This window comes from Streptomyces hundungensis, assembly GCF_003627815.1.
GTDB classification, from domain to species: Bacteria; Actinomycetota; Actinomycetes; order Streptomycetales; family Streptomycetaceae; genus Streptomyces; species Streptomyces hundungensis_A.
Window position 1 is genome coordinate 4,100,730 of record NZ_CP032698.1, and the last position, 12,605, is coordinate 4,113,334.

Annotated in this window: 8 protein-coding genes and 2 rRNA genes; 7 read left to right on the plus strand and 3 right to left on the minus strand. The window is 66.9% G+C overall.

The features are described 5' to 3' along the window. Positions 1-107: 107 nt before the first annotated feature. From DWB77_RS18305 to DWB77_RS18335, 7 genes are all read left to right on the plus strand, one after another. A complete protein-coding gene (locus DWB77_RS18305) occupies positions 108-416 on the plus strand; it encodes a hypothetical protein (protein WP_053729027.1) in 309 nt (102 codons plus the stop codon). A 173-nt stretch (positions 417-589) separates the two neighbouring features. Next, positions 590-1,453, plus strand: a complete 864-nt coding sequence (locus DWB77_RS18310) for a hypothetical protein (RefSeq protein ID WP_120722275.1) — start codon at positions 590-592, stop codon at positions 1,451-1,453. Continuing rightward, positions 1,443-2,807: a hypothetical protein gene (locus DWB77_RS18315; RefSeq protein WP_174248572.1), complete on the plus strand. Its 1,365-nt coding sequence runs from the start codon at positions 1,443-1,445 to the stop codon at positions 2,805-2,807. The genes DWB77_RS18310 and DWB77_RS18315 overlap by 11 nt, the downstream gene beginning before the upstream one ends. Beyond that, positions 2,804-4,351: an SCO6880 family protein gene (locus tag DWB77_RS18320; RefSeq protein ID WP_120722276.1), complete on the plus strand. Its 1,548-nt coding sequence runs from the start codon at positions 2,804-2,806 to the stop codon at positions 4,349-4,351. The genes DWB77_RS18315 and DWB77_RS18320 overlap by 4 nt, the downstream gene beginning before the upstream one ends. Before the next feature lie 19 nt (positions 4,352-4,370). Next, positions 4,371-5,795 carry an ATP-binding protein gene (locus tag DWB77_RS18325; RefSeq protein WP_120722277.1) on the plus strand — a complete coding sequence of 475 codons (1,425 nt, stop codon included), beginning with the start codon at positions 4,371-4,373 and terminating at the stop codon, positions 5,793-5,795. Then, positions 5,796-7,544 (plus strand): type IV secretory system conjugative DNA transfer family protein, encoded by a 1,749-nt coding sequence (locus DWB77_RS38930; RefSeq protein ID WP_162952551.1) that lies wholly within the window; start codon positions 5,796-5,798, stop codon positions 7,542-7,544. A gap of 57 nt (positions 7,545-7,601) precedes the next feature. Continuing rightward, positions 7,602-8,318: a response regulator gene (locus DWB77_RS18335; RefSeq protein WP_120722278.1), complete on the plus strand. Its 717-nt coding sequence runs from the start codon at positions 7,602-7,604 to the stop codon at positions 8,316-8,318. A 49-nt stretch (positions 8,319-8,367) separates the two neighbouring features. On the opposite strand, the gene DWB77_RS18340 is transcribed toward DWB77_RS18335, so the two are convergent. The 3 genes from DWB77_RS18340 to DWB77_RS18350 form a co-directional block, all read right to left on the minus strand. Beyond that, entirely contained in the window at positions 8,368-8,916 is a 549-nt protein-coding gene (locus DWB77_RS18340; protein WP_120727946.1) for a GNAT family N-acetyltransferase, read from the minus strand. Positions 8,917-8,999: 83 nt separating this feature from the next. Then, positions 9,000-9,116 (minus strand): 5S ribosomal RNA (gene rrf, locus DWB77_RS18345). A gap of 91 nt (positions 9,117-9,207) precedes the next feature. Next, positions 9,208-12,331, minus strand: a 23S ribosomal RNA gene (locus DWB77_RS18350). Positions 12,332-12,605: the final 274 nt, after the last annotated feature.

Sequence of the window (12,605 nt, forward strand, 5' to 3'; positions counted from 1 at the left end):
GAGAGGCGCGAAGGCGTCCTCCTCCGGCGGTTTCATCAGCGAAGATAGAACCTGACCCATGCCGTGGGGCAGGGGCATCGAACTACCCGACAGGGGCGGTGAGTTACATGTACCTGGCAGCCGGAAAAGGCGACATCACCACCATCATCGGCGGAATCGCCCCCAACTGGGGGCCGTTCGGGACGCTCGGCAACGAGGCCCGCATCATGGTGGAGGTGGTGATGGCGGTCGCCATCCTCCTCTGCCTCGGCATCGCGGTATGGGGTGCGGCCAAACAGCGGATCGGAGCGACGGCGCTGCGCGACACCTTCAGCGCCGAACAGGGCAAGGGCCTGATCGTGGCCGGCCTGACCGGAGTCTTCATCATCGGCTCGCTCGGCACGCTCTTCACCATCGTGTACGGGATGGCTGTCTGACTTATCGTCAGTCGAACCTCGCCCCTCCTGTCCCCCTCACACCATCCGTCCGTCGCGCCCACCGGCAGAGGTTGCGTCCCCCTGATGTCGAGTCACCACACCGCGCCCGCGCGGCAACCAGCACGGCTACCGTCGTACTACGCGGAACCGCACACGGTCGAGGGGGCGCAGGCATGAGTTTCGACGACGAGCCGGGCCACGGCGGGGGCGACTCCGGCCACGCCGACGACCGCTTCAGCACGCTCGGCGGCACCCGCCAGACCCGCACCCGCATGCCCGAGAACCCCACCGACGGCTACGGCACCACCCGCCGGCCCCCGCGCACCTCCCGCTCCCTGGTCATGGTGGTCGGCGTCGTCGTCCTCCTGATCGCGGCGATCGCCTTCGCCAACCGCAGCGGCGACGACGCGGGCACGTCCGGCGACAACGCCGCGAAGCCCGGCACCGCCGAGTCAACGGCGGCCACCGGCACGAAGCCGGTCCCGGGCAAGCACTCCGGAATCGCCTCGGGCTTCCCCCAGACCGAGCAGGGGGCGCAGTCGGCTGCGGCGAATTACGCGGTGGCGTTGGGGTCGGACGGCATGTTCAAGTCCAGCACCCGCAGCGACATCGTGCGGGCCACCCACGACCCCTCCATCGTGGACGGGCTGCTCGGCAGGCTGGACCAGGCGTACACCCCGAGCTTCTTCAAGAACGTGGGCCTCAACGACGACGGCTCCACGCCCTCAGGGCTCACCTTCGTGTCGCGCACCGTGCCGGTGGGCACGAAGGCGACCCAGCAGGACGGCGCGACCGCGACGGTCGAGGTCTGGTGCACCGGTCTCGTCGGCCTGGCCGGTACGGGGTCGACCAAGCCCGTGACCCAGACCTGGTTCACCCTCACCGAGAAGCTCAAGTGGATCGACGGGGACTGGAAGATCGCGTCCTCGTCGCAGGCGGAGGGCCCCACCCCCGTCAGCGGCGACAACCGCGCCTCGACCGCCGACGAGATCGCCAAGGCCGTTCAGGGATACGGAGGCTTCACCTATGCCCGGTAGCCGGCGTGCGCTCTCGTACTCCCTGCTCGCGGCCCTTCCGCCCTCGGTGGTGATGCTCGCCTCCGGCGCGTGGGCGGCGCCCAGCCCGACTCCGTCGCCGAGCGGCAGCCCGAGCCCCAGTCCGAGTGGCAGCAACAACCCCTGCGACCTCATCGTCGGCCTCGCCAAGGAGTACTGCGAGAACGGCAGCGCCAAGGGCGGCTCCAAAACCACCGCCCCCGACCCGGCCGGGACCGCCGACCCCCTCACCTCCCTCGCCAAGGGCTGCGCCGACGCCGCCGCCTGGATCGTCGGCAAGCTCTCCGACGCCGTGAAGTCCACGGCCACCGTGGACTTCACCAACGACAGCTTCCGCACCCAGTACGCCGTCGTCTTCGCCGCCGCCACCTTCCTCACCCTCGTCCTGTGGCTCCTGGCCGTCGCCAAGCGGGCCATCCGGGGGGTGCCGCTGTCGACGGCGATCTCGGAAGCCGTCGGCTTCCTGTGGCTGACCGTGCTCGCCTCCGCGTTCACCCCGCTGATCCTCTACACCGTCGTATCGGCGACGGACGCCGTGACCGAGGCGATCTCCAACGCGACCGGCAACCAGTCGGACGTGTTCTTCGGCTCGTTCTCGGCCGCGCTCAAGAAGGGCACCGACATCGGCGGCGGCCCGATCATGCTGATCGTCGTCGCCCTCGTCTCGATCCTCGCCTCGGGCATCCTCTTCCTCGAACTGGTCGTCCGCGCCGCCCTGTTGTACGTCGGCGCGCTGCTCGGCACCGTGGTGTACGCGGGCCTGGTCGACAAGAACATGTGGGGTCACGTCCGCCGCTGGGCCGGCATCATGATCGCCGTGATCATGGTGAAACCCGTCATCGTGATCGTGCTCGGGCTCGCCGGAGCGCTCTCCTCCGGCAAGGGCCCCGACTCGTTCTCGGCCGTCGTCTCCGGCCTCGCGATCATCCTGCTCGCGATCTTCGCCTCGGCGATGATCTACCGCTTCGTGCCCGGCTTCGGCGACGAGATCGCCTCCGCCCGCACCAACCGCAAGCAGGCCACCGACGGCTCCCAGGCCGCGGCCCTCATCTCCTCGCCCGCCGCCCTGGTCTCCCAGGGCATCAAGACCCACAGCGGCCGGGGCAACCAGGGGGGCGGCGGCGCCGCCCAGGCCCGCCCCGCCAACCCCCTCTCCGGTGGCGTGGCCGCCCACAGCAGCCGCGGCTCCGGCGGCGGGGCCGGCGGCGGAACCGTCCCCTCCGCCGCACCCCCGCCCCGCAGCGGCTCCGGACCCACGTCCGGCACCCCGCACACCCACCGCCGCAACTCCGGCGGCACCACAGGTAACAAGAACACGGGAGGTGGAGGGCGTTGACGACCCAGTCCCAACCGGTCGCGCCCCGCCGTACGTATCTGATCGGCCGTGCCCGGCCGTCGGCCGTCGTCGGCAAGAACCGCGAGACCGGCGAGATCGTCCTGATCATCGGCGGCGCGTTCCTCGGCATGATGTGCGGACTCCTCGTCCCCGTCCTGTCCCTGCGGATCGTGCTCCTGATGGGCTTCCCGTTCCTGGCGCTCGCCGCGGTCTACCTCCCGTACAAGCACCGCACGTTCTACAAGTGGTTCGAGATCAACCGCAGTTACAAGCGCTCGCTGCGCCGCGGCACCGCCTACCGTTCGGGCGTCGCCGAGGCCGGCGTACGGCTCGACGGGCGCGAGATCGAGGTCGGGCCGCCGCCCGGCATCGGCCACGTCAACTGGCTCGCGGCCCCCTTCGGCCCCGACGAGATCGCGGTCCTGCTGCACGCGGACCGCCGTACCGTCACCGCCGCGATCGAGATCGAGGGTCCGGGCGTCGGCCTGCGCGACAGCGAGGACCAGGAGGCCCTCGTCGACCGGTTCGGCACCCTGCTCAAGCACGTCGCCAACGGCGACGGCTTCGTGACGCGGCTCCAGATGCTGGCCCGCACCCTGCCCGCCGACCCCGACGCCCACGCCAAGGACGTCTCCCAGCGCGGCGACACCAAGGCCCCCGAGTGGCTCCAGGAGTCCTACGAGCAGCTCCAGTCGATGGTGTCCACCTCCAGCGAGCAGCACCGCGCCTACCTCGTCGCCTGCATGCAGTACAGCCGCGAACTCGCCGCCGAGGCCAACGCGATGGCCCGCGCGGCCAACCCCCACGGCCGCAAGCTCGACCGGGACGCGGGCCTCGCCGTCGTCATGGCCCGCGAACTGACCGACATCTGCGCCCGGTTGGCCGAGGCCGACATCCGGGTGCGCCAGCCGCTCGGCCAGAGCCGGCTCGCCTCGCTCGTGCACTCCATGTACGACCCGGACCACCCCATCGACCACATTCAGGCCATGACCAAGCGCAACGCCTGGCCGGCCGAGCTCGACGCCGTCGAGCCGACCTACCTCCAGGCCAAGACCCGGGAGTCCTCGACGCGGGCGCCCTGGTGCCACGCCACCGCCTGGGTGAAGGAGTGGCCGATGACGCCGGTCGGCGTCAACTTCCTCGCCCCGCTGCTCGTCCACACCCCGGATGTGATCCGTACGGTCGCCGTCTGCATGGACCTCGAACCGACCGAGGTCGCCATTGAGCGCATGCTCACGGAGAAGACCAACGACGAGGCCGAGGCGTCCCGCGCGGCCAAGATGAACCGCACCGTCGACCCCCGTGACATCGCCGCCCACGGCCGTCTCGACCAGCGCGGCGAGGACCTCGCGAGCGGCGCGGCCGGCGTCAACCTGGTCGGCTACATCACGGTGTCCTCGCGTTCGCCGGAGGCGCTGGCCCGCGACAAGCGGACCATCAGGGCCTCCGCGGGCAAGTCGTATCTGAAGCTGGAGTGGTGCGACCGCGAGCACCACCGGGCCTTCGTCAACACCTTGCCGTTCGCGACCGGCATCCGCCGCTAGTTGAGAGGCTGTCCCCGCCATGCGAGATCCGCTGTCTCTCATCACCGACGCCTTCACCGCCCTGCTCTTCGGCAAGGTGGAGACCACCCGGCTGCCCGTCCGCACCTCCACGGGCCAGGCCCAGGCCGTCTATCTGCCGACCGCCGCCCCCGGCCTCGGCGACTCCGGCGTGATCATCGGTCGCGAGGTGTACAGCGGCAAGGGGTACATCTACGACCCGTTCCAGCTGTACGGGCAGCAGCTCCCGGCGCCGCACTGGCTGGTGCTCGGCGAGTCCGGCAACGGCAAGTCGGCGCTGGAGAAGACGTACGTGCTGCGGCAGTTGAGGTTCCGCGACCGGCAGGTCGTGGTGCTCGACGCCCAGGGTGAGGACGGCGTCGGCGAGTGGAACCTCATCGCGCGCGAGCTGGGGATAACCCCCATCCGGCTCGACCCGATGACCGCGATGGACGGCGGCATCCGGCTCAACCCCCTGGACCCGGCGATCACCACGACCGGCCAGCTCGCCCTGCTTCGAACGATCATCGAAGTTGCGATGGGTCACGGTCTGGACGAACGATCGGGTTTCGCTCTCAAGGTGGCGCACGCGTATGTCAACGCCACGATCACCGACCGCCAGCCGGTCCTGACCGACATCGTCGAGCAACTGCGCCACCCCGAGGCCGAGTCGGCCGAGGCGATGAACGTCGACATAGAAGACGTACGCGCCTGGGGCCTGGACGTCGCCCTCGTCCTCGACCGTCTGGTCGACGGCGACCTCCGCGGCATGTTCGACGGCCCGACGACGATCGGCATCGACCTGGACGCGCCCCTGATCGTCTTCGACCTCTCGCACATCGATCGAAATTCGATCGCGATGCCGATCCTGATGGCGATCGTGGGCGTCTGGCTGGAGCACACCTGGATCCGCCCCGACCGGAAGAAGCGCATCTTCCTGGTCGAGGAGGCCTGGCACATCATCAACAGCCCCTTCGTGGCCCAGCTCTTCCAGCGCCTCCTGAAGTTCGGCCGCCGCCTCGGCCTGTCCTTCGTGGCGGTGGTCCACCACCTCAGCGACGTCGTGGACGGCGCGGCGGCGCGGGAGGCCGCCGCGATCCTGAAGATGGCCTCCACCAGGACGATCTACGCCCAGAAGGCCGACGAGGCGCGCGCCACCGGCCGCGTCCTCGGGCTGCCCCGCTGGGCGGTGGAGATCATCCCGACTCTGACCCCCGGCATCGCGGTGTGGGACGTGAACGGCAACGTCCAGGTGGTGAAGCACCTGATCACCGAGCGGGAACGCCCCCTGGTCTTCACCGACCGCGCCATGACGGAATCCGCGGCCACCGACGACATCCTGGCCTCGGAGCTGGACTCCCAACTCGAATCCGAGACGGAACGGCGAGCGGCACTGATGGAACGGCAACGGCTGGCATCCGACTCCCCCGAGTCCACGGTGGCCTGAATGAGCGCGGCGGGCACCCCGAGAGGCGACCAGCGAGGCATCCCGGACTCCCTCCTGGTCGGACTGCTGGCCTTTCTGCTCGGCCTGACGGTCCTGGTGTGGACGGCCACCGGCCTCGGCGGCCTCTTCACCCAGGGGGCCTGGCCCCCAGGCGTATCGTTCACGCACAGCCCGATGGCCCTGCGCGCCCTGGTCACCGCTCCCCACGACCTGCCCGCGGCCTGGCCCGACACCCCGCCCTCGGCCCTCTCGGGCTACGGACTGTTCTGGGGCCTGTTGATCGGCGAACTGCTCATCGTGATCGTTCTGACGATTTTCGCTCTGGGAACGTTCACACGGTGGCGCGCGGTACGAGCGAGAGCGAAGCTCACCTCCGACCCCGCCACCGACCCCGCCACCGCCACCGGCCCAGGTCCCGCCACCGCGCCCATCCCCGGCCCCGGCCCGGGCCCCGCCACCGCAGTCCCGCTCCCGTACGCCGCCGCCCACCAGGCTCCGCCAACCCCGGCCGCCGAGCCCCCGCTCCCGTACCCCGCGCAGCCCATCGGCCCCGCGCAGCCCATGGACGCCGCCCAGCCGCTGAACACCGGGCGGCCGCTGGACACCGGGCGGCCGCTGGACACTGCACAGCCCCTGGACAGCATGCGGCCCCTGGACACCGGGCGGCCCACCGACGCCGCCCACCCCGGCGCCGCCCACCCCGTCACCCCCGCCCCCGCCCTCAGCTCCATGACCCCCGGCCCGGCTCAACTGCCCTCCCCCACCGCCGAGTTCACCGCGCTGCCGACGGAGCCCATCCCGCTCCCCCGCGCCGAACAGCCCACCCCGCGGCTGCTCTTCGGCGCCCCCGAATCCCGAAGGCCCGCCGCCCTCCAGGCGATCCGGGACGCCGAGGGGCCGGCCCTGGTGGTCACCTCGGACGCCACCTTGTGGGCCGAGACCAAGGACGCCCGGGCCAAGCTCGGCCCCGTCCACGTCTACGACCCCACCCACCGCTGTGACACCCCCGCCCGCCTCCACTGGTCCCCCGCCGCCGGCTGCGAGGACCAGGACACCGCCGCCGCGCGGGCCGCCGCCCTGCTCGCCCCCGTACGCCCCCAGGCCCGGATGGACGCGGCGATGGCCGACACCGCGGAGACCCTCCTGCGGTGCTGGCTGCACGCGGCTGCCCTGGAGAGCCGGGACGGCAAGGCGATCAAGCAACTGCACCGCTGGGCCCAGGGGACGGCCGCCCATGAGGCCGTCCGCATCCTGCGCACCCACCCCAAGGCGCAGAGCGGCAGCGCGGGGCTCCTGGAGTCCGCCCTCACCGCGTATCCCGAACGCCGGGAAATCGCCCAGCAGTTGACGGCTCGCGCCCTCGACTGCCTCTCCTCGATCCACATCCGCGAGGCGTGCACACCGAACCGAGCGGATTCGCTCGCTCTGGAATCATTTGTGAACGAGGGGGGCACTCTTTATGTGGTGGGCGAAGCGATCGAGGATCCCCGGTCCCATCCCGCCGCGATGCCCCTGCTCACGGCACTCGCCTCAGACGTGGTCGAGCGCGGCCGCCGCATGGCCGAACGGTCATCTGACGGTCGCCTCGACCCACCAATGACGCTCGTCCTGGACGACGTCGCGGCGGTGGCCCCGCTGCCCCAGCTGCCGGAGCTCCTGTCCACCGGCCGCCCCCGCGGCCTGCACCCTCTGGCCCTGCTCCGCTCCCCCGAACAGGCCCGAGCCCGCTGGACCGAAGCCCTGACGTGACCCGTTGGGCCTGCCCTGCCGCAGGGGCGGCGCTCACCGGGCCGGGCCCGCACCCGTATGGCCGGCCACCCCCGGCAGACGCATCCCCCGGCCGCCGCGCTCACACGTCCCGGCTCCGTACGCGTCCTGCTCGCCGACGACCAGCCGCTGGTACGGTCCGGCCTGCGCGTGATCATGGCCGACCACCCCGACCTCGAAGTCGTCGGCGAGGCTTCCACCGGAGCCGAGGCGGTCCGCCTGGCCACGGAGATCGCCCCCGACGTCGTGGTGATGGACATCCGGATGCCCGTCATGGACGGCATCGAAGCCACGCGCCTCATCACCGCAGGACCGACCGCGACGCGGGTGCTCGTCCTGACCACCTTCGACGAGGACGACTACGTCTACGGTGCGCTGCGCGCAGGTGCGAGCGGCTTCGTGGTGAAGGACATGGCACTCGACGACATCCTCGCGGCGGTCCGGGTGGTCGCGGCAGGCGACGCGCTGATCGCACCCGGTGTCACGCGCCGTCTGATCGCCGAGTTCGCCGGGCGCCCCGAAGCGCCCCCGGCGCGCCCGCAGCGGCCGGTGGAAGGCATCACCGAGCGGGAACGCGAGGTCTTGGCCCTGATCGGACGCGGCCGCTCCAACACCGAGATCGCGCAGGACCTCTTCATCTCCGTGGCCACCGCGAAGTCCCATGTGTCCCGCCTGCTCACCAAACTGGACGCCCGCGACCGCGTTCAACTCGTGATCACCGCCTACGAGATGGGTCTCGTCACCCTGCCCAGCTGAGTACGCCCCCGGGCGGCCACAGACAGGAAGCATCAGCCGATGACCGGTGCTACGGCCGCCCGATCTCCATCTCCAGATCGTGCCGGCCGTCCTCGGACAGCAATGCGGTGACGCCGGTCGCCACGAAGCCGGCCTTGCGGTAGAAGGCCTGGGCTCGCGGATTGTCCTCGTGCACGAAGAGACGAGCCCGGTGCAGACGCGGCTCCTCCAGCGACCAGGCCCACTCCAGCGCGCCCGCGAACAGCAGCTCGGTCAGCCCGGTCCCCCGGAACTCCTGCCGCACGAACACGCCCACGAGATGCGCCTGTGCCGTGTCGACCCGGGCCCCGAAAATGTCGTCCGCACCCTCGGCCTCGACGAGCACGGCAACGGTGCCGGCCCACTCCCCGTCGGGCCCCTCAGCGACGAACTGCCGTACGGAGTTCCCCTGCGAAGCCCTCTCCGCCCGCTCCTGCCAGAACGAGTCGGGCTGCGCGGACGCGTTCTGCCAGGTATCCATGAAGGCCACGGGAGCCGCGGGATCGGCAAGCGCGGCCAATCTCAGCTCTTTGAGCTTCCGCCACTCATCGGCGCGTACGGGGCGTATGACGTGCTGCATGGGGAGATCCTGCCACAACGCGAAAAAGCCCCGCACCATGACCGTATTTCTACGGTCTGGTGCGGGGCTTTCCCCTAAAATTTGTTCGGCGGCGTCCTACTCTCCCACAGGGTCCCCCCTGAAGTACCATCGGCGCTGAAAGGCTTAGCTTCCGGGTTCGGAATGTAACCGGGCGTTTCCCTAACGCTATGACCACCGAAACACTATGAAGTTGAACTCGACCGGCACACACCCCATCAGGGCATGCGGGAGTTCATTGCTTCAGAACAAACACAGTGGACGCGAGCAACTGAGGACAAGCCCTCGGCCTATTAGTACCAGTCAGCTCCACCCGTTACCGGGCTTCCACATCTGGCCTATCAACCCAGTCGTCTACTGGGAGCCTTACCCTCTCAAGGAGGTGGGAACACTCATCTCGAAGCAGGCTTCCCGCTTAGATGCTTTCAGCGGTTATCCTTTCCGAACGTAGCCAACCAGCCATGCCCTTGGCAGGACAACTGGCACACCAGAGGTTCGTCCGTCCCGGTCCTCTCGTACTAGGGACAGCCCTTCTCAATGTTCCTGCGCGCGCAGCGGATAGGGACCGAACTGTCTCACGACGTTCTAAACCCAGCTCGCGTACCGCTTTAATGGGCGAACAGCCCAACCCTTGGGACCGACTCCAGCCCCAGGATGCGACGAGCCGACATCGAGGTGCCAAACCATCCCGTCGATATGGACTCTTGGGGAAGATCAGCCTGTTATCCCCGGGGTACCTTTTATCCGTTGAGCGACGGCGCTTCCACAAGCCACCGCCGGATCACTAGTCCCGACTTTCGTCCCTGCTCGACCCGTCGGTCTCACAGTCAAGCTCCCTTGTGCACTTACACTCAACACCTGATTGCCAACCAGGCTGAGGGAACCTTTGGGCGCCTCCGTTACTCTTTAGGAGGCAACCGCCCCAGTTAAACTACCCATCAGACACTGTCCCTGATCCGGATCACGGACCGAGGTTAGACATCCAGCACGACCAGAGTGGTATTTCAACGACGACTCCACAACCACTGGCGTGGCCGCTTCAAAGTCTCCCACCTATCCTACACAAGCCGAACCGAACACCAATATCAAACTGTAGTAAAGGTCCCGGGGTCTTTCCGTCCTGCTGCGCGAAACGAGCATCTTTACTCGTAGTGCAATTTCACCGGGCCTATGGTTGAGACAGTCGAGAAGTCGTTACGCCATTCGTGCAGGTCGGAACTTACCCGACAAGGAATTTCGCTACCTTAGGATGGTTATAGTTACCACCGCCGTTTACTGGCGCTTAAGTTCTCAGCTTCGCCACACCGAAATGTGACTAACCGGTCCCCTTAACGTTCCAGCACCGGGCAGGCGTCAGTCCGTATACATCGCCTTACGGCTTCGCACGGACCTGTGTTTTTAGTAAACAGTCGCTTCTCGCTGGTCTCTGCGGCCACCCCCAGCTCAAGCAGCAAGTGCTATCACCGGTGATGGCCCCCCTTCTCCCGAAGTTACGGGGGCATTTTGCCGAGTTCCTTAACCATAGTTCACCCGAACGCCTCGGTATTCTCTACCTGACCACCTGAGTCGGTTTAGGGTACGGGCCGCCATGAAACTCGCTAGAGGCTTTTCTCGACAGCATAGGATCATCCACTTCACCACAATCGGCTCGGCATCAGGTCTCAGACTATGTGTTGTCCGGATTTGCCTAGACAACGTCCTACACCCTTACCCCGGGACAACCACCGCCCGGGCTGGACTACCTTCCTGCGTCACCCCATCGCTTACCTACTACAAGTCTGGGTCACCGGCTCCACCACTTTCCTTTCCCCGAAGGGTCCGGAACGGCTTCACGGGCTTAGCATCGCCTGATTCGATACTGGGCGTTTCAAAGCGGGTACCGGAATATCAACCGGTTGTCCATCGACTACGCCTGTCGGCCTCGCCTTAGGTCCCGACTTACCCTGGGCAGATCAGCTTGACCCAGGAACCCTTAGTCAATCGGCGCACACGTTTCTCACGTGTGTATCGCTACTCATGCCTGCATTCTCACTCGTGAACCGTCCACCACTAGCTTCCGCTGCGGCTTCACCCGGCACACGACGCTCCCCTACCCATCCCAGCCCCCGTTGGGGGTATGTGCTGGAATGACACGACTTCGGCGGTACGCTTGAGCCCCGCTACATTGTCGGCGCGGAATCACTTGACCAGTGAGCTATTACGCACTCTTTCAAGGGTGGCTGCTTCTAAGCCAACCTCCTGGTTGTCTCTGCGACTCCACATCCTTTCCCACTTAGCGTACGCTTAGGGGCCTTAGTCGATGCTCTGGGCTGTTTCCCTCTCGACCATGGAGCTTATCCCCCACAGTCTCACTGCCGCGCTCTCACTTACCGGCATTCGGAGTTTGGCTAAGGTCAGTAACCCGGTAGGGCCCATCGCCTATCCAGTGCTCTACCTCCGGCAAGAAACACACGACGCTGCACCTAAATGCATTTCGGGGAGAACCAGCTATCACGGAGTTTGATTGGCCTTTCACCCCTAACCACAGGTCATCCCCCAGGTTTTCAACCCTGGTGGGTTCGGTCCTCCACGACCTCTTACAGCCGCTTCAACCTGCCCATGGCTAGATCACTCCGCTTCGGGTCTAGAGCGTGCAACTCAATCGCCCTGTTCGGACTCGCTTTCGCTACGGCTTCCCCACACGGGTTAACCTCGCTACACACCGCTAACTCGCAGGCTCATTCTTCAAAAGGCACGCAGTCACGACTGCATGTGCAAGCACATACAGCGACGCTCCCACGGCTTGTAGGCACACGGTTTCAGGTACTATTTCACTCCGCTCCCGCGGTACTTTTCACCATTCCCTCACGGTACTATCCGCTATCGGTCACCAGGGAATATTTAGGCTTAGCGGGTGGTCCCGCCAGATTCACACGGGATTTCTCGGGCCCCGTGCTACTTGGGTGTCTCTCAAACGAGCCGTTGATGTTTCAGCTACGGGGGTCTTACCCTCTACGCCGGACCTTTCGCATGTCCTTCGCCTACACCAACGGTTTCTGACTCGCCTCACAGCCGGCAGACTGTGAAAGAGAGATCCCACAACCCCGCATGCGCAACCCCTGCCGGGTATCACACGCATACGGTTTGGCCTCATCCGGTTTCGCTCGCCACTACTCCCGGAATCACGGTTGTTTTCTCTTCCTGAGGGTACTGAGATGTTTCACTTCCCCTCGTTCCCTCCACATACCCTATGTGTTCAGGTATGGGTGACAGCCCATGACGACTGCCGGGTTTCCCCATTCGGAAACCCCCGGATCAAAGCCTGGTTGACGGCTCCCCGGGGACTATCGTGGCCTCCCACGTCCTTCATCGGTTCCTGGTGCCAAGGCATCCACCGTGCGCCCTTAAAAACTTGGCCACAGATGCTCGCGTCCACTGTGCAGTTCTCAAACAACGACCAGCCACCCACCACCCCGAACCAACCGGTTCGAGTTCACTGGGGCCGGCACTGAAGGCAGCCTTATCGGCCGTACCTTCAGACACCCAACAGCGTGCCCGGCCCAGCCAGTTGATGTGTTCGCTTTCCACGCCGAAGCAGTACTCGCAAACCCACCGAACCAACTGGTGCCGAATAGTCAACGTTCCACCCATGAGCTGACCGTGTAGAACATTTGTCTACAGACGGTGCTGTG

Bases quoted from the DNA above. Each gene is read 5' to 3' on its own strand.
- DWB77_RS18305 (WP_053729027.1), top strand. From the start codon at position 108: ATGTACCTGGCAGCCGGAAAAGGCGACATCACCACCATCATCGGCGGA.
- DWB77_RS18325 (WP_120722277.1), top strand. From the start codon at position 4,371: ATGCGAGATCCGCTGTCTCTCATCACCGACGCCTTCACCGCCCTGCTC.
- DWB77_RS18310 (WP_120722275.1), top strand. From the start codon at position 590: ATGAGTTTCGACGACGAGCCGGGCCACGGCGGGGGCGACTCCGGCCAC.
- DWB77_RS18315 (WP_174248572.1), top strand. From the start codon at position 1,443: ATGCCCGGTAGCCGGCGTGCGCTCTCGTACTCCCTGCTCGCGGCCCTT.
- DWB77_RS18335 (WP_120722278.1), top strand. From the start codon at position 7,602: ATGGCCGGCCACCCCCGGCAGACGCATCCCCCGGCCGCCGCGCTCACA.
- DWB77_RS18340 (WP_120727946.1), bottom strand. From the start codon at position 8,916: ATGCAGCACGTCATACGCCCCGTACGCGCCGATGAGTGGCGGAAGCTC.
- DWB77_RS38930 (WP_162952551.1), top strand. From the start codon at position 5,796: ATGAGCGCGGCGGGCACCCCGAGAGGCGACCAGCGAGGCATCCCGGAC.